Origin of the sequence: Paraferrimonas sedimenticola (assembly GCF_002282855.1) — a bacterium.
GTDB classification, from domain to species: Bacteria; Pseudomonadota; Gammaproteobacteria; order Enterobacterales; family Shewanellaceae; genus Paraferrimonas; species Paraferrimonas sedimenticola.
Window position 1 is genome coordinate 69,853 of sequence record NZ_NRIR01000003.1, and the last position, 20,700, is coordinate 90,552.

Annotated in this window: 19 protein-coding genes and 1 riboswitch; of the genes, 16 read left to right on the forward strand and 3 right to left on the reverse strand. The window is 51.1% G+C overall.

Going from position 1 to position 20,700, the window contains the following annotated elements; all coding sequences use genetic code 11:
- The first annotated feature begins 70 nt into the window (after window positions 1–70).
- Window positions 71–1,081, forward strand: coding sequence for an isoaspartyl peptidase/L-asparaginase family protein (locus CLC93_RS06205; RefSeq protein WP_425439840.1), 1,011 nt, complete (start codon window positions 71–73; stop codon window positions 1,079–1,081).
- A 243-nt stretch (window positions 1,082–1,324) separates the two neighbouring features.
- On the opposite strand, the gene CLC93_RS17595 is transcribed toward CLC93_RS06205, so the two are convergent.
- Window positions 1,325–1,513, reverse strand: coding sequence for a hypothetical protein (locus tag CLC93_RS17595; RefSeq protein ID WP_141237352.1), 189 nt, complete (start codon window positions 1,511–1,513; stop codon window positions 1,325–1,327).
- A 127-nt stretch (window positions 1,514–1,640) separates the two neighbouring features.
- On the opposite strand from CLC93_RS17595, the gene hrpA reads away from it, so the two are divergent.
- Together hrpA and CLC93_RS06215 are read left to right on the forward strand one after the other, a co-directional pair.
- On the forward strand, window positions 1,641–5,555 hold the full coding sequence (gene hrpA / locus CLC93_RS06210) for an ATP-dependent RNA helicase HrpA (protein ID WP_095505438.1): 3,915 nt from the start codon (window positions 1,641–1,643) through the stop codon (window positions 5,553–5,555).
- Window positions 5,556–5,837: 282 nt separating this feature from the next.
- Complete coding sequence (locus CLC93_RS06215) at window positions 5,838–8,711, forward strand: family 16 glycosylhydrolase (RefSeq protein WP_095505105.1); 2,874 nt, start codon at window positions 5,838–5,840, stop codon at window positions 8,709–8,711.
- A 75-nt stretch (window positions 8,712–8,786) separates the two neighbouring features.
- Here CLC93_RS06215 and CLC93_RS06220 read toward each other — a convergent pair whose 3' ends face one another.
- The gene (locus CLC93_RS06220; RefSeq protein ID WP_095505106.1) at window positions 8,787–9,644 is read right to left on the reverse strand and encodes a fructosamine kinase family protein; all 858 of its coding nucleotides are present in this window, start codon (window positions 9,642–9,644) and stop codon (window positions 8,787–8,789) included.
- 138 nt (window positions 9,645–9,782) lie between these two features.
- Here CLC93_RS06220 and CLC93_RS06225 point away from each other — a divergent pair, with 138 nt between their 5' ends.
- From CLC93_RS06225 to CLC93_RS06255, 7 genes are all read left to right on the forward strand, one after another.
- The gene (locus tag CLC93_RS06225) at window positions 9,783–10,538 is read left to right on the forward strand and encodes a tryptophan-rich sensory protein (RefSeq protein WP_141237353.1); all 756 of its coding nucleotides are present in this window, start codon (window positions 9,783–9,785) and stop codon (window positions 10,536–10,538) included.
- 9 nt (window positions 10,539–10,547) lie between these two features.
- Window positions 10,548–11,558 carry an adenosine deaminase gene (locus CLC93_RS06230; protein ID WP_095505108.1) on the forward strand — a complete coding sequence of 337 codons (1,011 nt, stop codon included), beginning with the start codon at window positions 10,548–10,550 and terminating at the stop codon, window positions 11,556–11,558.
- A 3-nt stretch (window positions 11,559–11,561) separates the two neighbouring features.
- Window positions 11,562–11,942 (forward strand): GFA family protein, encoded by a 381-nt coding sequence (locus CLC93_RS06235; RefSeq protein ID WP_095505109.1) that lies wholly within the window; start codon window positions 11,562–11,564, stop codon window positions 11,940–11,942.
- Complete coding sequence (locus tag CLC93_RS06240) at window positions 11,939–12,316, forward strand: VOC family protein (RefSeq protein WP_095505110.1); 378 nt, start codon at window positions 11,939–11,941, stop codon at window positions 12,314–12,316. The genes CLC93_RS06235 and CLC93_RS06240 overlap by 4 nt, the downstream gene beginning before the upstream one ends.
- Before the next feature lie 125 nt (window positions 12,317–12,441).
- Window positions 12,442–14,334: a choice-of-anchor I family protein gene (locus CLC93_RS06245; protein WP_095505111.1), complete on the forward strand. Its 1,893-nt coding sequence runs from the start codon at window positions 12,442–12,444 to the stop codon at window positions 14,332–14,334.
- A 283-nt stretch (window positions 14,335–14,617) separates the two neighbouring features.
- On the forward strand, window positions 14,618–15,460 hold the full coding sequence (locus CLC93_RS06250) for a cytochrome C (RefSeq protein ID WP_095505112.1): 843 nt from the start codon (window positions 14,618–14,620) through the stop codon (window positions 15,458–15,460).
- A 9-nt stretch (window positions 15,461–15,469) separates the two neighbouring features.
- A complete protein-coding gene (locus CLC93_RS06255; protein ID WP_095505113.1) occupies window positions 15,470–16,003 on the forward strand; it encodes a hypothetical protein in 534 nt (177 codons plus the stop codon).
- An 86-nt stretch (window positions 16,004–16,089) separates the two neighbouring features.
- Here the strand turns inward: CLC93_RS06255 and CLC93_RS06260 are convergent, their stop codons facing one another.
- Window positions 16,090–16,989: a LysR family transcriptional regulator gene (locus CLC93_RS06260; RefSeq protein ID WP_095505114.1), complete on the reverse strand. Its 900-nt coding sequence runs from the start codon at window positions 16,987–16,989 to the stop codon at window positions 16,090–16,092.
- A gap of 180 nt (window positions 16,990–17,169) precedes the next feature.
- Here CLC93_RS06260 and pdxH point away from each other — a divergent pair, with 180 nt between their 5' ends.
- From pdxH to CLC93_RS06290, 6 genes are all read left to right on the forward strand, one after another.
- On the forward strand, window positions 17,170–17,808 hold the full coding sequence (pdxH, locus tag CLC93_RS06265) for a pyridoxamine 5'-phosphate oxidase (RefSeq protein WP_095505115.1): 639 nt from the start codon (window positions 17,170–17,172) through the stop codon (window positions 17,806–17,808).
- Between the two features lie 178 nt (window positions 17,809–17,986).
- Window positions 17,987–18,598, forward strand: coding sequence for a YceI family protein (locus CLC93_RS06270; protein ID WP_095505116.1), 612 nt, complete (start codon window positions 17,987–17,989; stop codon window positions 18,596–18,598).
- A 193-nt stretch (window positions 18,599–18,791) separates the two neighbouring features.
- Window positions 18,792–19,145, forward strand: a complete 354-nt coding sequence (gene hinT / locus CLC93_RS06275) for a purine nucleoside phosphoramidase (protein WP_095505117.1) — start codon at window positions 18,792–18,794, stop codon at window positions 19,143–19,145.
- Window positions 19,146–19,148: 3 nt separating this feature from the next.
- Complete coding sequence (locus CLC93_RS06280) at window positions 19,149–19,646, forward strand: PaaI family thioesterase (protein ID WP_095505118.1); 498 nt, start codon at window positions 19,149–19,151, stop codon at window positions 19,644–19,646.
- Complete coding sequence (locus CLC93_RS06285) at window positions 19,630–20,061, forward strand: PaaI family thioesterase (RefSeq protein WP_245837109.1); 432 nt, start codon at window positions 19,630–19,632, stop codon at window positions 20,059–20,061. The genes CLC93_RS06280 and CLC93_RS06285 overlap by 17 nt, the downstream gene beginning before the upstream one ends.
- 10 nt (window positions 20,062–20,071) lie before the next feature.
- The gene (locus CLC93_RS06290; protein ID WP_095505120.1) at window positions 20,072–20,503 is read left to right on the forward strand and encodes a YcfL family putative periplasmic lipoprotein; all 432 of its coding nucleotides are present in this window, start codon (window positions 20,072–20,074) and stop codon (window positions 20,501–20,503) included.
- 54 nt (window positions 20,504–20,557) lie between these two features.
- Window positions 20,558–20,671, forward strand: a riboswitch (TPP riboswitch).
- The last annotated feature ends 29 nt before the right edge of the window (window positions 20,672–20,700 follow it).

Sequence of the window (20,700 nt, forward strand, 5' to 3'; positions counted from 1 at the left end):
AAGGGATCAATCCTGAGAGACATACGGCTAAAAATTTAAAAACTAAAAATAGGCTAATTCGATGAAATCTATGTATTGCGCCGCGCTGGCGCTGACTCTGGGGGCAATTAGCACCCAATTACAGGCTCAACAAAATCCTTTCTCAATTGCGATTCACGGCGGAGCGGGAACCATTTCTAAGGCAAAGCTGACTCCCGCCCAAATCGCCCAATACGAAGCTAAGTTAGCGGAAGCAGTCAATGCCGGCTATGCGGTGCTAGAGCAGGGCGGTAGCAGTTTGGATGCAGTGTCCAAGGCGGTGACCATTCTCGAAGCTTCGCCCTTGTTTAACGCGGGTGTGGGTGCGGTTTACACCTATGATGGCGCTCACGAGCTGGATGCCGCCATCATGGACGGCAAAACCTTAAACGCCGGTGCAGTAGCGTCGGTGCGTCACGTGAAAAGCCCGATTCAGTTAGCTCGCTTGGTAATGGAAGAGTCACCGCACGTGATGCTCGCTGGCGCGGGTGTCGAAGAGTTTGCCATTGCACAGCAATTGCCATTGGTGACCAATGACCATTTCTCAACCGATAGCCGTTACCAGTCACTGCTAAAAGCCAAAGAAAAGCTCCGCAAGAACCAAAAGCACAGCCATCAAGCAGCAGTGGAAGCCCTACCTCTGGACTACAAGTACGGCACCGTAGGCGCGGTAGCACTGGATAAATCCGGTAACTTGGCTGCGGCAACCTCAACCGGTGGTATGACGGCAAAGCGTTATGGCCGTGTGGGTGATGCGCCGATTATCGGTGCGGGTACCTACGCCGAAAATGGTGTTTGTGCAATTTCTGCCACGGGGCATGGGGAGTATTTTATTCGCTACCAAGTGGCTTCGGATATCTGTGCTCGCGCTAAGTATCAGCAGCAACCTTTGGCCAAAACCGCCGACGTGGTTATCAATCAAGTGTTGGTTGAGGCCGGTGGCTCTGGTGGCGTGATTGCGGTGGATGCCCAAGGTAATGTCAGCATGCCGTTTAATTCTGAGGGAATGTATCGCGCCTCGCGCAAATCCGGTGAAGCGGCTGTGGTTGCTATCTGGAAGTAGGTGTATTGAATTAACACTGTCGTTCCCGAGCGATCGGGAACCTTGCTCATAGCGATTCGTGGCAATCGGCCAGCCTCCACGCCCCGTCATTGCCACGAAGTCCCGACCGTCATTACCGCGAAGGCGGTAATCTAGCCAAAAGCGAATAGCAGCAATCGACCATCACCAACGCCCCGTCATTGCCGCGAAGGCGGTAATCTAGCCAACAGCGATTAGCGACAATCGGCCATCATCCACACCCCGTCATTGCCGCGAAGGCGGTAATCTAGCCAACCGCCAGTAGCAACTCGGTAGATTCCCAATCGAGTTGGGAATGACAACGCGGAAGTTGGGAATGACAACGCGGAAGTTGGGAATGACAATGCGGAAGTTGGGAATGACAACGCTTGGCTCAGTCTTGCCGTTAGCCAGTAGCTGGGTTCCCATCTGCATGGGAACGACATTTGCGATTGCATGGGAACGACATTCGCGCTGCCTAGTTTTCGATTTGGTAGTAGAGGAGTATCGCCATTCTTGCTAGGATCTTGTGCTTTGTACCCTGTTAGTTAAGGTCCCGGCTTTGCCAAGCATTTCCCCCGCTTTACTCGAGCAATGTGCGCTCACCGACGTGAGTGCCATTAAGCGCCGTCTTTCTGGTCTCAAACGCATTAATGATGCGGACAAGCGCCAAGTGATTGTTGACGAACTCACTCGTAAAGCCGAAGCCTCAGCCGCCAAAATGGCGGATAAAGCCCTGTTGTTGCCAGAGCTTGAGTACCCACAAAGTCTGCCGGTTTCTCAAAAGAAAGACGCGATAAAAGAGGCCATCGACAAGCATCAGGTGGTGATTGTCGCCGGCGAAACCGGTTCCGGAAAAACCACCCAGCTGCCCAAAATTTGTATGGAGCTCGGTCGCGGCGTGCGTGGCTATATTGGCCACACTCAACCGCGTCGATTAGCGGCGCGCTCGGTGGCCAGTCGAATCGCCGAGGAAACCGAAACGCCAATGGGCGCCTTGGTGGGCTACAAGGTGCGTTTTGCCGACGAGCTGGGCGAATCGGCCTTTGTAAAGCTGATGACCGACGGTATTTTGCTGGCGGAAATGGCCAACGACAAATGGCTCAATCAATACGACACCATCATTATCGATGAGGCACACGAGCGCAGCTTAAACATCGACTTTTTGTTGGGCTATTTAAAGCAATTGTTGCCCAAGCGTCCCGATCTCAAACTGGTCATTACCTCGGCCACCATTGATGTAGAGCGTTTTTCAAAACACTTCTTTGACGCGCCAATTATCGAAGTCAGCGGTCGTACCTTCCCGGTAGAGACGCGATACCGCCCGTTAGTCACTGATTTGGGCCCTGACAAAGACGTACTCGAAGGCATAGGTGATGCGGTAACCGAGCTTTGCCGCGAAGGGCCTGGGGACATTTTGGTGTTCCTAAACGGTGAGCGCGAAATTCGAGATGCCGCTGAGTACCTAGGCCAGATGCCTCGCTTAAACGCAGAGATTTTGCCTTTGTATGCTCGTCTGAGCTTTGCCGAGCAGTCTCGAGTCTTCTCGGCCAGCAATGGTCGCCGAATTGTGTTGTCCACCAACGTGGCCGAGACTTCGCTGACTGTCCCCGGCATTCGCTACGTGATTGACCCGGGCACCGCGCGCATCAGCCGCTACAGTTATCGCACCAAAGTCCAGCGCCTGCCGATTGAGCCTGTCTCTCAAGCCAGTGCGAATCAGCGTCAGGGTCGTTGTGGACGGGTAGGGCCAGGCATATGCATTCGCTTGTACGACGAAGACGACTTTAATCTTCGCCCAGAATTTACCGATCCTGAGATTCTTAGAACCAACTTGGCTTCGGTCATTTTGCAGATGTTGTCCTTGGGGTTAGGGCGGATTGACGCCTTCCCATTCATTCAGCCACCGGATTCGCGCACCATTAGCGATGGTATGCGTCTACTTGAAGAGCTTGGCGCGATCACTCAGGCCAAAGCACAACCCAAAATGACGCCTTGTGGTCGTGAACTGGCGCACTTGCCCATCGACCCGCGTTTGGCGCGTATGGTGCTGCAGGCGCGCGATCAAGGTTGCTTGCACCAAGTAATGGTGATTGCGGCTGGTCTGTCGATTCAAGACCCTCGTGAAAGACCCACTGATTTCCAACAGAAAGCCGATGAAAGCCACGCCCGCTTTAAAGCGGAGAACTCGGATTTCCTGAGTTTTTTGAACCTGTGGGATTACCTTCAGGAATTGTCTAAAGAAGTGTCGCGAAGCCAGTTTCGAAAACGCTGTAAGCAAGAGTTTTTGGCCTATTTGAGGATCCGCGAGTGGCAGGATCTCTACTATCAGTTGTCCACTTCGATGAAAGAACTCGGAGCGACAATCACGCAAGGTGAGGTCAGTGACGATCTGATTCACCAGGCCATTTTGGCGGGCATGCTCAGCCACATTGGTATGAAGGATTCGGATCCTAAAGCCAAAGCTAAGGACAACCGTGGCAAAGGCAATCGTCGCGAATCCAATGCGTTCTTAGGGGCGCGAAATTCTCGCTTTTTTGTGTTCCCAGGCTCCGGGCTTGCTAAGAAGCCGCCCAAGTGGGTGATGGCAGCGGAACTGGTGGAAACCTCGCGCCTGTTTGCCCGAGTGTGCGGCAAAATTGAACCTCAGTGGTTAGAGCCACTTGCGCAACACCTAGTGAAGCGCAGCTACGCCGAACCCCAGTTTGACGTTAAGCAAAAATCTGTTGTGGCGCTGGAAACTCAGGTGCTGTACGGGCTGACTATCGTCAATCGACGTCGTTGTCAGTACGGTAAAATTAACCCAGTTGAGTCGCGCGAGGTGTTTATTCGTCAGGCTTTGGTGGAAGGCTTGTGGGAATGTCCGCACGACTTTTTCAAAGCGAATCAGGCGCTACTTGGCGAGGTCGAGGACCTAGAGCACAAGTCCCGTCGCCGCGATATTTTGGTGGACGAAGACGACTTATTTGAGTTCTACAGCGAGCGTTTACCCGCAGAGATGAGCTCGGTGGCCAGCTTCAATGCCTGGTGGAAGAAAGCCCGTCAAAAGCAGCCCGAGTTGCTCGATTTTTCTCGTGAAATGCTGATGAAGCGCGACGGTAGCCATGTGTCGAAGCTGGACTTTCCAGATGTGTGGCGTCAGGACGGCTTGACCTTGCCGCTGAGCTATCGCTTTGAACCGAGTGAGCTTGATGACGGGGTGTCACTGCACATTCCGCTGGCTCTAGTGAATCAAGTCCAAGAGGTTGGGTTTGACTGGCTGGTGCCTGGTTTGCGCGAAGAGAAACTCATCGCTTTAATCAAAGGACTGCCCAAAACCCTGCGGCGCAACTTTGTACCTGCGCCGAATTACGCCAGCGCCGCACTGCAAGCCATGCCAGCGATGGAAGGGGATTTGCTTAGCCAGCTTTGCAAACACCTGTTGCGAATGACGGGCGTGCGCATTTCCCCCGATGATTTTGAGAATGTGGAAATCCCAGCCCACCTGCAAATGAACTTCAAGGTGGAAGACGATAGCGGCAATCTATTGGGCCAAGACCGAAACCTCGCCGAACTCAAAGCGCGCCTACAAGGCAAGGTGCAAGGGGCGATACGCAAAGTCGCCGACAGGGGCATCGAGCAAACGGATTTAACCGAATGGAACTTTGGCGAGCTTAAGCGAGAATACTTGCAAAAGCAGGGGCGCTTTGAGGTTAAAGCTTATCCTGCATTGGTGGATGACAAATCGTCGGTGTCGGTGAAGCTGTTTGATGACCCAAGTGCCGCAGATAAGGCTCACCGCGCTGGCCTGCGCCGTTTGCTGCTGCTCAATATTCCAAGTCCGGTGAAACACCTGCAGCAAAGCCTGCCGAACAAAGCCAAGTTGGCCATGTACTTTAATCCATTTGGGCAAGTGCAGTGGCTGATTGACGACCTGATCGCCTGTGGCGTTGACAAGCTCGCCGATAGACTCGGCGACGGCATTCGCGACGAGCTTGGTTTCGAGTCCCTTAAAGATTTAGTTCGGGCCGAACTTAACGACACGGTCACTAGTATCGCGCTACAGGTAGAGAAAATTCTCAACCTGTCGCAAAAGGTGCGCAAGCAACTCAAGGGCAAAATTAGCTTTGAAATGGCGTTTGCTTTGTCAGACATTCAGGCACAACACGATGCTTTGGTATACAAAGGATTTGTGGCAGAGGCTGGCTACCAGCGCTTAGACGATTTGATTCGCTACATGTCGGCTATCGACAAACGCCTTGAGAAAATAAAAATAGACCCGGTGCGGGATCGCAATCACGCGCTAAAAATTCAGAAGGTCAGCGATGCCTATCAAGGCGCTCTAGCCAAGCTGCCAAAAGGGCAGGCGGTACCGGAAGAGTTGACGGAAGTGCGTTGGATGATCGAAGAGTATCGAGTCAGTTGTTTTGCGCAAAACCTGGGTACCAAGTACCCAATATCAGACAAGCGAATAATGCAGGCGCTTAACGCTAACTAAGCCACACCCACTAATTTTGAAGGCGCTCATCGAGCGCCTTTTTAGTGCATCTTGTTATCAAAATGTTGATCTTTTTCTGGGGCTGCTGCTATAAATATGAAAGCGCTTCCATTCTTGCTAGCCGTTGTAACTCAATGATTCTGCTGTCTCTCGCATCGTATCGCGTAATCGAGCGGAGTGAATAAAACTAACTAGTGTAAGCGCTTACACGTGAATGAGTCCCAATAAAAAGGGTGTATTCCGAAAGTAAATAAACTAACTCCATTAGCAGCGGGAAGAACAATGAAAGCAAACACCTTAAATGGCGCCCGTCTCAAGCCCTTGGCTGTGAGCACTATGGCGCTTTTGTGGTTAGCGGGCTGTGGCGAAGACATCTGGAGTGAGACGCCAAATAGCGCTCCTGAGTTTACCAGCTCACCTTTGACCGAGGTTAAAGCGCAAGAGTCCTACAGTTATCAGGCGGTCGCTGAAGACGTCGATGAAGATGACACCCTTACTTATACTGGCAGTGATTTACCTAGTTGGCTGAATCTCGATTCCAGCTCGGGATTGTTGTCTGGTACTCCGGCTGCCACCGATATTGGTGAATACTCGGTTAGCTTGAAAGTTTCCGATGGGATCTTAAGCGATAGTCAATCGTTTACCGTTATGGTGACCGCCGCTGGCGAGTGGGTGTTGGCGTGGGCTGACGAGTTTGACGGCACCGCCTTAAACGATACCAATTGGAACATTGAAACCGGTGACGGCTCTCAGTACGGCATACCCGGCTGGGGCAACAACGAGCTTGAGTGGTATCAAGCCGACAACATCAGTGTTGAAGATGGTCATCTGGTTATTACTGCTCGCGAAGAGATGAGCAATGGCTATCCATATACCTCTGGCCGCATGCGCTCTGATGGCAAGTTAGACATTACTTTTGGCCGTATCGAAGCCAGAATAAAGCCACCAAAAGGCCAAGGTCTGTGGCCAGCGTTTTGGATGTTGCCAACTGACAGTAAATACGGTGGTTGGGCGTCTGGCGGTGAAGTGGACATCATGGAAACCGTCAATCTCACTGACGACGACCAGAAAGTGTATGGTACGACTCACTACGGTATGGCTTGGCCGAACAACCAAAGCGCGAGCACCGAGTTTGCTGCACCTGTGGGTGAAGATTTTCACGTGTATGCCATTGAGTGGGAAAAAGACCAAATTCGCTGGTATTTAAACGATACCCATTACGCCACTGTGACTGCCAACCACTGGTGGAGCTATTTCTACAAGAACATAAACGAAGGTTACCAGAATCCAGATGGGGCGCCGTTTGATCAACCTTTCCACTTGCTGCTGAACTTGGCTGTAGGCGGTAACTGGCCAGGTGCACCTGATGAAATGACTGAGTTTCCAGCCAAATTGATGGTGGACTACGTTCGCGTGTACCGCTGTGATGTTGACCCCGCCACCGGCGCAGGTTGTGCCTCAAGCATCAGCAACGACGCCACTGTGTATGACGATGGTGCTGCTTATGTCACCGAGTACGATCTGTACAAAGGCGGTGCTGGAACCCTGAGCTGGGAAGTCCAAGGCGAAACCGTCGAGCGCGCGCTGCAAGCACAAGTGGGTTGGGATAACGAAGGCGCCTTTGCGATTGCCGAAACTGACCTAGGTGGTGAGATTGGCAAAGTGATTGAGGTGATGAGTTCAGGCGCGGGTAACTTTGTGGTTAACGCAGTGGATGGACTTACCTTCGATGTGTTTGGAGTTGGTAAGTCTAACGAGCCATGGAAGCTGTACGCGGGTGAGTTGATTTTTGACTTGTACATCGACAGTTCGCTAACCGATGCCGATGGCAGTTTCGCTGTGAAAATGGACAGCGGCTGGCCGGCCTTGGGTGCTTGGTCAATCCCATTGTCTGAGTTGAAAATGGACGAATGGCAGACCCTGTCTGTGCCCATTAACGAGCTGGTGGCCAACCCAGGCGAAGCTCCCTTAAACACCTCAGCAGTTTTGAACCTGTTTGTGGGGGAATTTACCGCTGCAGCCCATGCTCAAGTAGCCAATATCCGCCTTAAGTGCGGCCACCCTGGTGACGAAGGCTGTGGTATCTATCCACCTGCAGTCGAGATTGACAGCCAAGAAGTCGTGGTGTTTGACGACATGGTCAACAGCGAAGTGTGGACGCGAGGCATTGGTGCTTGGGATACCGGGGCGGGCTTTGATTACTTTGAAGGCGATTCGACTAACCACGTGACTTGGAGCATGGTGGATAGCGGTGACCCTGAGCACGGCACAGTGTTAGAAGTGAAAATGTCTGAGAATGGCTCGGATGGTCTGCTTTACATTCAGTCGCAACAGCCAGTGGATTTGAGTGCGTTTGCCAACGGCGAATTGCGCTTTGACCTAAAGGTATTGGATTACGCGGGCACTTCTAGCGGTATGGCGTTCAAAGTGGACTGTGTGTTCCCTTGTTCAACCAATGATATCGAGCTTGGTGTTGTGGCTGATGGCGTCTGGCAAAGCTTTAGTGTTCCTGTGACCGACTTGGTCGGCCGTGGCCTGAACCTAGCTGGGGTTAATACGGGTATCGTTATCTTCCCGACCTTTGGGGACCAGCAAGGCGTGAGCTTCCAGATTGATAATGTTTCTTGGGTGGTTGGCGACCCGGGTGAGCAACCTGAAGGACCTAGCGGTGATGTGGTGCTGTTTGCCGATGCGGCAGCGGACGGCTGGGACATTTGGGATTGCTGTGGTGGTGCCACAGTAGCCATCGTCGATGAGGGCGGAGACTATGGCAACGTAGCCGAAGTCACTTTCAACACCACTCCTACGGTGAGCGGTCTGCTAGGTGATGCTGGAATCGATGTGTCCGGCTTGGCCAATGGCACTCTAGAGTTCGACTTGAAGGTGGTCAGTCAGCCAAACGACACCAGTGGCGATTGGTTGCTCAAAGTGGAAAGCTCTAGCAATCAAGTTTTTGCCGAGTTGAAGCTGGAAGACAGTAACGAGGGTATGGCCCCTGGCGATGACGTATGGCAACACTACACCTTTGATTTAGCAGCGCTAGAGTCTGCTGGATTAGACCTGAGTGACGTGAAAATCGTTATGATTTTCCCAACTTGGGGTACCGGTGATGGTGCGGTATACCGACTCGACAATGTAGTTTTCAAAGCTAACTAAATGCTAAGTGAGCTTGGGCTCTGGCGTTAACACCGTCAGAGCCTTTTTTGTGTCCAAAGATAACGGCTTTTCTAGTTAGCAAAACCTCTGTAGCGTACTTCTCACTTCCGGCAGATACTGGCCACCAAACAGATTGAGATGATTGAGCCAATGGTAGAGGTTGTACAAAGGCATTCGCTCCTGCCAGCGATTTTCCATCGGAAAGTGCTCTTGATAGCTGTCGTAAAAAGCGCGCTCAAACCCACCAAACATCAAACTCATGCCGATATCCACTTCGCGCCAGCCCCAATGGGCGGCGGGGTCGATAACCACACTGCCTTGCTCCGTGCACATTTGATTACCACTCCATAAGTCACCGTGAACCAACGACGGCGCTTGTGCGGGGATCCAACGGGACAAGCGACCTGCAAGCAACTCTAATTCCTGACAGTCTTTAGCGGTTAGCAGGCCTTTATCAAAGGCGAGTTGGGTTTGATGCAGTAATCGATGCTCGGCAAAAAAGTCAAAACCGTTGGCCGTTCTGGGATTAGGCTGTAGGGTCAGTCCGCAAAAATTGTCATGGACGAAACCGAACTCGGTTTGTGGAGCACTGTGTAACTTTGCCAAACCTCGGCCTAAGGTGCGCCAATGTTCCTCATCCGCTCGCTTAGGTGTCAGTGCCGGTAAAACCAAAAAGTCCTTGTCACTGGCAATCACTTCAGGAGTGTCTATGCTGCCGGTAGCGGCAATGGCGTTTAACCCTACCGCCTCGCACGGCAACAGCTCTGGCGGGGCATTTTGCGGGCGAATTTTGACAAAGAAGGCTTGCTTGCCGGCGGTCACTCGATAGGACTCGGCGATATCGCCACCAGACACAGGATTTGCGGACTCAATTGCAACACCAAGTGTTTCGCTGATTTTGGTTTGAATATGAGCGGCTAGCTGTTGAGTCATGAGTTGGCCTTAGCACAGGAAACAAGATTAAATTCGCCAAGCTCTTGGGGTTTAAGTTGGGTGAAACCGTTAAAATTGGTGCGCTTGGCCGAGCTGTGGTTTATGTTAGCAGTTATTGAGTGCAAAGGATTTAGATTGATGAATCAATGGATTAATTGGAAAGCTTGTATCGCAGCATACGTCTTAGTGATACTGGTTAACGCACTGGCTAACATCATCCCGATAGGCGGGTTAAACACCGGGCAGGTGTCGGCACTGTATCCCAGTTTGTTCACTCCAGCGGGCTATGTGTTTGCTATCTGGAGCCTGATTTATCTTTGGCTGACCGGGTTTGTGGTCTATCAAGCGCGCGCAGAACAAAGAGAGCGTCCACTAATTCAAGCGATTCGAGTCCCCTTTGTTTACGGATGCCTTGCCAATGCCAGTTGGATTTTTGTGTGGCACTATCAATTGATCGCATTGGCTATGCTGGCTATCGCGGCATTGCTGTGGTTTAACTATCGCTGCTACCAACTCATTCAGGGTGCGGAGCTAACTCGGCAAGACAAGCTCTGGTTGGCCGCGCCCATCAGTCTGTATCTTGGTTGGATTGCGGTGGCCAATATTGCCAACATCTCTAGTCTGCAAACCGCTTGGGACCTCAATGATTTTCTGTTTAACGCCATTCAGTGGACCTGGTTAAAACTGGCGCTGGCGGGCTCAGTGGCCGCTTGGTTTTTGTTGAAACGCGATGACGTGATAATACCGCTAGTCGTGCTTTGGGCTGCAGCCGGAATTGCGGTAAAACAAGCCGCTACGCCAGAGGTGTCTGGTGCAGCGGCCACCTTAACCTTGCTCAGTGCGATTTTGTGCGGCTATTATTTGAGCTGTCGGTGGAGTCGTTCTCGGGAGTAAAGTTTCGCTATGCAGTCATTCATTCAAGGGCTTCCTAAGGTTGAGTTACACCTTCACATCGAAGGCAGTTTGGAGCCCGAGTTAATGTTCGAGTTGGCCAAGCGAAACCAGGTCGATTTGCCTTACCAAAGCATCGAAGAAGTTAGCGCGGCGTATCAGTTTCACAATCTTCAATCCTTTCTCGACATTTATTACGCCGGTGCCGCGGTGCTGATTCACGAGCAGGACTTTTACGATCTCACCTGGGCTTACCTGCTGTGTTGTCAGCGCGATTGTGTGATGCACACTGAGATATTTTTTGATCCACAAACCCATACAGAACGCGGCATCGCCTTTGACACTGTCATTACTGGTATAACCCGTGCTTTGGCCGATGGGCAGCAAAAGCTGGGTATCAGCAGCGAGCTAATCATGTGCTTTTTGCGTCATTTGGACCAAGCCTCGGCCTTTGAAACGCTATCTCAAGCGCAGCCACATCTCGACAGCCTTGTCGCCGTTGGGCTGGACTCATCTGAGCTTGGCCATCCGCCGCAAAAGTTTATTGAGGTGTTTGCCAAAGCCCGCGAGCAGGGTTTGCTAACCGTGGCTCACGCCGGTGAAGAGGGGCCTGCGCAAAACATAAGCGACAGCCTGGACCTGCTAAAAATCTCGCGGGTGGACCACGGGGTGCGCTGCATTGACGACCCTAAACTGGTAGAACGGCTGGCAAAGGAGCAAATCGCGCTGACCGTCTGTCCACTATCGAACACCAAGCTCAAGGTGTTTGAACAAATGGAGCAACACAATTTACTCGAGCTGTTGCGTCAGGGGCTGTGTATCACCTTAAATTCCGACGATCCGGCTTATTTTGGCGGCTACATGACAGATAACTTTGAGGCGGTTGCCAGTGCATTAAGTCCGACTCAACAAGAGCTGGCGCAATTTACTCGTCACGCCATTGATGCCAGTTTTTGCAGTGCTGAGCGCAAAGCGCAGATGCGCCAACAACTGGACGATTACCTAGCCACACAGGGAGTGTAACCAATGAAGTACGCTGGAGGCTGCCATTGTGGCCGAGTCCGCTTTGAAGTGGAAAGTCATGACGCGCCTGAGGTCGAAGATTGCAATTGTTCGATTTGCGCGAAAAGCGGCTATCTGCACTTAATCGTCCCAAAGAGTCAATTTCGCCTGTTAAAAGGGGAAGAGGAGTTGAGCGAGTACCGATTTAACTCTGGGGTGGCCCGTCACTTTTTTTGCAAGCATTGCGGCATCAAACCCTTTTACATTCCTAGGTCCAACCCAGATGGCGTCGATGTGAATTTGCGCTGTTTGGACGAGGCGCCAGCGAACGCCAAGATAGTGCCTTTTGACGGCCAGAACTGGGAGGCCAACGCGGCAAGCTTGGCCCATAAGAGTCAAGAATGAATGCGATAAACTCCATTGGCCAAATCGCCATTGCGGTTAGCGATATCGAGGTCTCAAAAGCCTTTTATCGGGAGTGCTTGGGTCTTAACTTGTTGTTTGAAGCTCCGCCTAACCTGGCGTTTTTTGATTGCGCGGGCGTGCGCTTGATGCTCACCACTCAGCAAGGTCCGGCAGCCGATCATCATACCTCAGTGATCTACTACAAGGTGGATAATATCGAAGCGGTGTTTGCGCAGTTTGAAACAAACTCAGTCGCTATCGAACGCCCGCCACAAAAAGCCGCCGATATGCCAGACCATCAATTGTGGATTGGCTTTATCCGCGACCCAGACGCCAATCTCATTGGCATTATGGAAGAAAAACCAATCGCTTAGCGTCATGCGGTTGTCATCTTGCGGTCACTTGCCTTTCATTTGACTGTCTCTAATCTGTCTTAATTCCTAGCTAACTTGTTAGCCCGTTCACACACAACTCACGCTAACAATAATTAGGACGATTCATGAACACTTCACTGAAGCCTTTGGCTTTGATTTTGGGCGGTTTGCTTTTAACTGGCTGTAATGGCGATGACGGGCAAAATGGCAAAGATGGTATCGACGGCGAAAATGGCAAGAATACTCTAGTTCGCATTAGCGATATACCCGTGGGTGACGCCACTTGTGCAGCGGGTGGCCAACGTATCGAATCCGGCTTGGATTTGGATGGAAACGGTGAGCTTAGCGACGATGAAGTCACTGATGTGCAAACCGTTTGTGCCGGTAACGCTAATCTGAGTGTCGACATGGTGGCTCGCTACCAGTCGGGCAAGTACGCAGTTAGCGCTGCTGAAATCGTTGATTTCCACGCGCCAAGTGCTCAAGTGTTCGTGGTAAACGCTCAAAGCGGCAAGGTTGATGTGATTGATGCCAGTACGGTCACTGGTGAAAAGGCCTCTGATCCTATTAATCTCAATAACCTAACCAAGGCGACTGAATTAGACGTTGCTGCAGACGTTAATCAGCCAAACCTTGGCGGAGTGAACAGCTTGGCAATTCACGGCGACTTGATGGCCGTGGCCATCGAGCGTGGCGATGGTGCTGGTAATAAGAAGCAAGCCAACGGCTTTATCGCGATTTATCAAATCGACGAAGAAGGCAACCCGACCTATGTTAAAGCCATCGAAGCGGGCGCCTTGCCAGACAATGTGGTGTTCACCCCAGACGGCAGCAAGATTTTGGTGGCCAACGAAGGCGAGCCGAATGCCATTTACGACCTAGACCCATTGGGCACAGTGTCAGTGATCGAGGTGACCAATGGTATGGCGGCCGACACGGCCACTCACATCGACTTTTCGGAGTTTAATGTCGGTGGCGCACGCGAAGCTGAGTTAAGCCCAATGGTTAAGATCAATGGCCCAGATTCGAGTGTGGCCGAAGATCTAGAGCCTGAGTACATTGCAGTATCTCAAGACAGCCAAACGGCCTATGTGGCGCTTCAGGAGAATAACGCCGTTGCTGTTATCGACCTCAGTGACAACAGCATCAAAGGCATTCAGGCGCTTGGCATGAAGGACTATGGCTTGGCGCACAACGCCATCGATGCCTCGGACAAAGACGATGCAGTAAACATTCGCACTTGGGAAGGGGTTTACGGTCTGTACCAACCAGATATGATTGCCAGCTACAGCTGGAAGGGCAGCAACTTCTTGGTAACTGCTAACGAGGGTGATGCTCGTGAGTACGACGGCTTTACCGAAGAGTTTCGCGCCGGTGACTACGATTACGACTTAGGTGAGGGTGACTACAAGGTGTGCGAATCTCACCCAAATTTCGAAGTGGTGAAAGACAAGACTCAGCTTGCCCGCTACAAGGTCACCTCATCCATGGGGTATGACGCCACTAACAATTGCTACAGCAAAATTGTGGGTTACGGCGGTCGCTCCTTCTCTATTTGGGATGACAATGGCAACCAGGTGTTTGACAGTGGTTCTGATTTCGAGCGCATTACCGCTTCGATTCTTGGCAGCAACTTCAACAATACTAACGATGAGAACAAGGGCGATAACCGCTCTGATGACAAAGGGCCAGAGCCAGAAGCTGTGGTAGTTGGGCAGGTTGGCGATAAGCTGTATGCCTTTGTCGGTTTAGAGCGCGTTGGCGGTTTCATGATTTATGATGTGACCAACCCATTTGACGTAAGCTTTGTTGACTACATTGTCGATAGAGACTTCGAGGTGACCTTTGCGGTTGATGACGGCGAAATTCTGGAAGGTGACCCGAGTGTAGCCGGTGACTTGGGGCCAGAGGGAATGAAGTTTGTTCCAGCAATGTACAGCATGACTGGCAAGCCTTTGCTGATTATCGGCTCTGAGGTGAGCGGCACTACCAGTATTTACCAACTTGACCTCAAATAGACCATAAATTCAGTGTTGAAGCCCAGCAATTGCTGGGCTTTTTTGTCTGCGTCAGTTCACGTTTTTGACTTCTGCTCAGTTTATCTAACTTGTTGATATTTGGTCTAAGCAGGCCTTTTCCAGACAGATTCGCAAGTTTTTGTCGGTTTAATGAAGCGGCTAAGACTCAGAAAAAGCGCGCATCAGTTTTACTAATAACCCTATAAAAATTGCGAGATTTATCACCGAAAAACCCTGACGTAACCTTGTGGTGTAAGGAATAACAAACATTGGAAGGTGACTTATGAAACTCGAAAGAAGACAAGCGATAACCAAGATTATCGGCATAACAGGGGCAGCGGCGGGCTCAGTATTACTACCTTCGTCGTTGCAGGCGCAAGAAATGGCTGGCGACAACATGCTAACCCCAGCTGACTTGCAAAATCTCGAATACGCCAAGCTTGATGCAATGGCTGTGGCCAAGTTGGCTTATGACGCTGACGTTCGCAATAAAGGCTGCATGTACCAAGTCTTTCACGCGATAGTCACCAAGTTGGCCGAATCCAGCTCACCAGACGCCGCTAAATTCGCGGCGATACCTACCGCTTTATCGATTTACGGTTCAGGCGGTATCTTCGGACAAGGCACTATCTGTGGCAATAACAACGCGGCAGGTATGCTGCTCAAATTGCTCAAAGTACCAAATGCGGAAGGGAAAAACGGCCAGATCGTAGGTGCGATTTACCGCTACTACGAGTCCACTCCGCTGCCATACATGGACGATGAGTTCGTCACTGGAATCGGTGCTAATCCAGAAGATACCGCCACTAAAGTGGTTGCTGCCTCTGTGGCGAAAAGCTTCATGTGCCACAGCTCAATCTCTAACTGGTCTGACGCATCGGGCTTAAACGCCAAACAAAAAGGCGAGCGTTGCCAGCGCTTGTCGGCGTCTATGGCTCATTACATAGTCACTTTGCTGAATCGAATTGTCGACGGTGAAGATGTGGATCTAGCGGCGATCAGTTTGCCAGAAGGCAGCGCAGGTGAGTGCGTTGAGTGTCACGGTACTTCTTACACCTTTGGCGATGCGCCAAGTACCATGACCGGAATGGACTGTGTCACCTGTCATACTGGCCATTTTAATTAGGAGGCCGTTATGAAAAAGCTCATATATTTATCGTTAGCGGCTGTGCTCGGACTCGGCGCTTGCGGTGGGGATGATAACAACGTCGATGTCGATGACCCAATCGTTGAGCCGCCACCACCGCCAGCCCCGGTAGTGACCGACGTTGATAAGGCGGGTGAAATCATCCTAGGCTTGGGCCGCTTTGACCCAGAAACCGGTGATGTGGACTTTAGCCTTACCGATGCCGACGGCAACCCTGTGGTTAATGCTAAGCACTACAACATAGTGTTCATGGGATTCCCCGACAATCAAACCAACAAGTCGTTGAATCCGAAAGCCTGGCAGCGCTGGCACGTGTATTACAAGTACGACTGTGCCGCAGAAGGTGAATGCTCAGGTACCTTAAGCGAAGAAGCGGATACCGGAAAGTACCAATTCCGCGTGACGGACTTAGATTGGGAAGCTGACGCAGCCACTGGTTCAGTCATCAATTACAAAGTTTCGGTTATCGTCAATGGTGCGCTGGCCAGCAATTCATTCGAACTGTTTGAACCCAAGGGATAGCTTGCTATTCCACTGCCCAGAGGGTCGCCTTTAATGGCGACCTTCCAATCTTCGGCCCAACCCGGTTGGGCTGCTTTTTCAAGCCGCTAATGAGGCTCAAACGCTTGGTGCACTTGATGGATAAAGGCTTGCATTAAGGGTTGGTGTAAACGCGAGTGCTGCACCAGCATTGAGCGCCGGCGAACGTGGCTAAAGCCATCGACGCTAAAACCCACCAGCTCATCGTTCTTTAATTCGTTGTGAACTAGTGCTTTAGACACAAGTGCAATGCCTTGCGCCGCTTTGATTTGAGCAATGGTCAAACGCAAATCATCAGAAACCACCAGCGACTCAAAGTCTTGTAGGCTGCGTTGACGCTCGGCCAGGTTTTGTTCAAGCAGGGCACGTGAGCTGCATCCAGGCTTGCGAGTGTAAACCCGTTTTGCCAGCACTTGCTCTAGCGACAATACACCTGACTCTATTGGGTAGTGCTTACTGGCCACAAAAATCAGTTGGTCTGGAGTGAGACATTCAAAGTGATGGCTGCGCTTATCCAGCGGTTTGAGATGTTCGATAATCGCCACATCAAACAAGCCTTGGTTGAGACCATCGAGGGCTTTTTGAGGTTGCTCAAAGACGAAATCAAATTCCACTTGCTGACCAAAGACTCGAGTCATTTCTGCAATGATGGGCGGTAAATACACGTTGCCAAAAGTAGGGGTACAACACAGCGCCAAATGGTCTTTACTTTGCTGCGGGTTGAGCTGGTCTAGCATCTCGTTTTCCAAGGCGAGAATGCGTTTGGCGTAGCTCAGTACCAAGGTCCCTGGTTGGGTTGGCTGCAGTGTCGATTGTGAGCGGTCGAGCAGATCTTCGCCTATGCGCTCTTCTAGGTTTTTGAGGCGCTGAGAGGCGGCAGACTGAGTGATAAACAGATCCTTAGCCGCCTTGGACACGCTGCCCAATTCGATGGCTTTGACAAAGGTTTGCAAATCGCGAGTTTTCATAAATCCGTTTAGACCTCTAGCGTCAGTCTCACTGGTTAAATTTAACACAGAGCACAAGTTCGATAGTGAACCCAAAGCACAGTTTCGACATAAACTAAACTTGAAAAACTGTCGATGAAGTCCAACTATCTCGCTGTTAATCAAGGTACAATGCGTCGATTGCGAAAAGGAGAGCTGTAAATGAGAGACCTGTCGGAACTGCGCCGCGACTACAAACAAGGTGGATTGCGTCGTAAAGACCTACCACAAAGCCCGTGGAAGTTGTTTGAACTCTGGATGGATCAAGCCCGTCAGGCAGAGATTTGTGATCCTACCGCCATGGTACTTGCTACCGTAGACGCCAATGGTCAGCCGTTTCAGCGTGTCGTTTTACTGAAGAAGTTCGACGAAAACGGCCTGGTATTCTTCACCAATACCGGCAGTCGCAAATCCCAACACATCAAAGACAACGCCAAGGTCAATGTGATTTTTCCATGGAACGACCTAGAGCGCCAAATCGCCATTACTGGCGAGGCTGAGGCGTTGCCAACCAGTGAAGTGGTTTCCTACTTCGCCACGCGCCCAAAGGACTCGCAAATTGGTGCCTGGGTGTCGCAACAATCTTCAAAAATCAGCGCCCGTGGTGTGCTGGAAGGTAAGTTTTTAGAGCTCAAGCAAAAGTTTGCCAAAGGCGAAGTACCCTTGCCGAGTTTTTGGGGTGGCTATCGAATTAAGCCCGACAGCTTTGAGTTTTGGCAGGGGGGCGATCGTCGCTTGCACGACCGCTTCTTGTACAGCTTACAAGACAACGACTGGAGCGCTGAACGCTTAGCGCCATAACCTCTTGATAAGGCACCGGAATCCGGTGCCCATTCGACCTCAGCTCTAGCTAGTTGAGTTTGTTGAAAAAATTTCCCTGCATCGCTTGCGAATCCCATAACTGCGTCTAGTCTTAAAAATACCGCCGAAGAACAGGCGGATGCTGTGCGCGGAATTTCCACTCAACGAGGGAAAAGTTATGGGGAAGAATCTATCTAGCGTCAACCGAATCCTATTGATGATAGTGCTGGTTTTACTGGCATTGTCGCTAAGTCTGCAAGTCCAAGCGGCACCTTGGCAAATTGATAACACGGGTTCTCGAGTGAACTTCATCTCGATTAAGAAGAACACCGTGGCTGAAAACCACCACTTTAAAAAGATTTCCGGGCGACTGGCCGAGTCTGGCGAGTTCGATTTGGCTATCGACTTGTCTAGCGTCGACACGCTTATCGATATTCGCAACCAGCGGATGATCGAGTACTTGTTCGAAACCACTAAGTTCGCTACCGCCAATTTGAGCGCCAAAGTGGATGTGGCTCAGGTGAACAACTTAGCTGTTGGCGATGATGTCAGCATGCGAATGGATGCTAAAATCAGCCTGCACGGCGAAGATCAGGTCATGCCGGTGACAGTTCGTGTCGCCAAGCTAAGTGCCAACAAAATTCTGGTCACCAGCGAGCAGCCCCTCCTGCTCAACGCCGATACCTTTGCGATGACCGCAGGGGTCGAAAAATTACGAGAACTGGCAGGGTTAGCGAGCATTAGCCCAGCAGTACCTGTGAGTTTTGTCCTTTTGCTAACACAAGGCTAGTGCTTCACTATCCTTTCTATATTCGTGCTTCCTGCAACGAGTGTCTGCTCCACTGAAGTTCGTGGAGCTTTTTTTATTTCCCCCGACAAATCTAGCGACCACGCTTGCTAAGGCGTAGCTGTATCTTGGTGATATGGCTATTGTTATACTGTGCCCAATAACAACACCCGCGAAGCGGACAAAGGACTCGAACATGGCGCAAGAGACCATTTTTAGCAAAATCATTCGTCGCGAAATTGAAGCGGACATCCTGTTTCAGGATGACTTAGTTACTGCATTTCGCGACATTGCTCCCCAAGCTCCTCAGCACATTCTGATCATCCCCAACCATCTGATCCCGACCGTCAACGACGTCAAAGCCTCTGATGAGGCGGCGCTGGGGCGAATGATCACAGTGGCGGCCAAACTCGCGAAAGAGGCTGGCATCGACGAAGACGGTTACCGCTTAATCATGAACTGCAACAAACATGGCGGACAAGAGGTGTATCACATTCACATGCACCTGGTTGGTGGCCGTATGTTAGGCCCAATGTTACAAAGAACCTAATCAATGAGTGATACTAATTACCTAGGCTTGGCAACGGCATTTGTCGACCAGCTGACTCACTGTCATTTTTTGGGCTTGAACGTCAAAGACGCCGGCCCAGATTTTGTAGAGTTGTGTTTGCCGTACAACCCTGAGTTGGTGGGGTACCCTGAAACTGGCGTACTGCACGGTGGCAGTATTACCACGTTAATGGATACCGCCTCTGGTGCTTCTGTGGTGTGCGCTAGCTATAATCGCGACCAGCAACTTGAATTATCTCCCACACTCGATTTGCGCGTGGACTACATGAAGTCCGCCAGACCCAATGAACCCGTGTACGGAAGAGTGACCTGCTACAAAATCACCCACAACATCGCGTTCGTTCGTGGGGTGGCCTATCAAGACGATCCGCAAGACGCGATTGCCCATGTTGTTGGTTCTTTCATGCGCATTGGCCCAGACGTTCTCACCGAAGATTTTCGCAATGTACTGCAGGAGGGGCTCGATGGCGTTCGCGGATGACATTAAATCGGCGGTTGAAGCTGAAGACTACGATAGTCTGTTGCAACTATTTCCTTACGCGCGCTTTTTGGGCATGGAATGCAAGGGTTTTGGCGACGAGTACGTTTTCGTTTTGCCCTGTCGTGAATCCAATTTAGGCAATCCAACCTTGCCTGCGTTGCACGGCGGTGTGATTTCAGGTTTTATGGAAATGTCGGCCATGATTCATTTGATGTTGGCGATGCAAACCACCAAAGTGCCTAAAATAGTAGATATCTCTATCGATTATATTCGAGCGGGATATCACCGAGATAGTTATGTGCGTTGCCAAATTACTCGCCAGGGTAGGCGAGTGGCCAACGTGAATGTGGTGGCCTGGCAGGCTAACCGCAAGCAGCCCATAGCTACGGCTAGGGCGCACTTTTTGATTGACTAAGGAGGCGAGTATGACATCGCTTTATCGTTCGTTGATATTGGCGGCAAGCCTTGCAGTGCTGGCTGCCTGTGCCCCGAGCACCGGCGGAGTGTCAGTAAGTTCTGATGGCACCACCCGCATCGACAATAGTTCATTTGAGAAAAAAGTGACCATTGCTCAGGTGCGCAATCGTTTGCAGGGTGACCAAATGCAAGGTTCTGCAGTGCTGGTTTCTCGCGCCAGTTCAGACATGCGAGTTCAGTATCGCTTTAGTTGGTTTGATATCAACGGTTATGCCATTGACGATGAAGGACAAGCTTGGAAAAGCGTCAAACTGCACGGTGGTCAGCAATTGCCAGTAAACGCGCTGGCGCCGAACAATACTGCGGTTAAGTTTGAGGTTTACGTGCGCGAAGCCATCGCTCACAACTGTGGTGGCGGTCGAGTTAAACCTTTCTGTTAATTGAAATTTTTATCAGCGGTCGGTTTGTTTAGACCGACCGCTACGCTATACTTCGCGAATGCCTAGGGGTGCTGCGTTGAGTCTGTAAACGCAACTGAGACGCTTGATTGCGAACCCTTCGAACCTGATACGGTTAATACCGGCGTAGGGAGGGCAACCCAACCGCGCCGAACGCAACACGCCCTAAGTCGTGAGGT

What these genes read in the sequence shown, in the direction of transcription:
- CLC93_RS06205 (WP_425439840.1), top strand. Translation starts at nt 71, where the DNA reads ATGTATTGCGCCGCGCTGGCGCTGACTCTGGGGGCAATTAGCACCCAA.
- CLC93_RS17595 (WP_141237352.1), bottom strand. Translation starts at nt 1,513, where the DNA reads ATGCAGATGGGAACCCAGCTACTGGCTAACGGCAAGACTGAGCCAAGC.
- CLC93_RS06215 (WP_095505105.1), top strand. Translation starts at nt 5,838, where the DNA reads ATGAAAGCAAACACCTTAAATGGCGCCCGTCTCAAGCCCTTGGCTGTG.
- CLC93_RS06220 (WP_095505106.1), bottom strand. Translation starts at nt 9,644, where the DNA reads ATGACTCAACAGCTAGCCGCTCATATTCAAACCAAAATCAGCGAAACA.
- CLC93_RS06225 (WP_141237353.1), top strand. Translation starts at nt 9,783, where the DNA reads ATGAATCAATGGATTAATTGGAAAGCTTGTATCGCAGCATACGTCTTA.
- CLC93_RS06230 (WP_095505108.1), top strand. Translation starts at nt 10,548, where the DNA reads ATGCAGTCATTCATTCAAGGGCTTCCTAAGGTTGAGTTACACCTTCAC.
- CLC93_RS06235 (WP_095505109.1), top strand. Translation starts at nt 11,562, where the DNA reads ATGAAGTACGCTGGAGGCTGCCATTGTGGCCGAGTCCGCTTTGAAGTG.
- CLC93_RS06240 (WP_095505110.1), top strand. Translation starts at nt 11,939, where the DNA reads ATGAATGCGATAAACTCCATTGGCCAAATCGCCATTGCGGTTAGCGAT.
- CLC93_RS06245 (WP_095505111.1), top strand. Translation starts at nt 12,442, where the DNA reads ATGAACACTTCACTGAAGCCTTTGGCTTTGATTTTGGGCGGTTTGCTT.
- CLC93_RS06250 (WP_095505112.1), top strand. Translation starts at nt 14,618, where the DNA reads ATGAAACTCGAAAGAAGACAAGCGATAACCAAGATTATCGGCATAACA.
- CLC93_RS06255 (WP_095505113.1), top strand. Translation starts at nt 15,470, where the DNA reads ATGAAAAAGCTCATATATTTATCGTTAGCGGCTGTGCTCGGACTCGGC.
- CLC93_RS06260 (WP_095505114.1), bottom strand. Translation starts at nt 16,989, where the DNA reads ATGAAAACTCGCGATTTGCAAACCTTTGTCAAAGCCATCGAATTGGGC.
- pdxH (WP_095505115.1), top strand. Translation starts at nt 17,170, where the DNA reads ATGAGAGACCTGTCGGAACTGCGCCGCGACTACAAACAAGGTGGATTG.
- CLC93_RS06270 (WP_095505116.1), top strand. Translation starts at nt 17,987, where the DNA reads ATGGGGAAGAATCTATCTAGCGTCAACCGAATCCTATTGATGATAGTG.
- hinT (WP_095505117.1), top strand. Translation starts at nt 18,792, where the DNA reads ATGGCGCAAGAGACCATTTTTAGCAAAATCATTCGTCGCGAAATTGAA.
- CLC93_RS06280 (WP_095505118.1), top strand. Translation starts at nt 19,149, where the DNA reads ATGAGTGATACTAATTACCTAGGCTTGGCAACGGCATTTGTCGACCAG.
- CLC93_RS06285 (WP_245837109.1), top strand. Translation starts at nt 19,630, where the DNA reads ATGGCGTTCGCGGATGACATTAAATCGGCGGTTGAAGCTGAAGACTAC.
- CLC93_RS06290 (WP_095505120.1), top strand. Translation starts at nt 20,072, where the DNA reads ATGACATCGCTTTATCGTTCGTTGATATTGGCGGCAAGCCTTGCAGTG.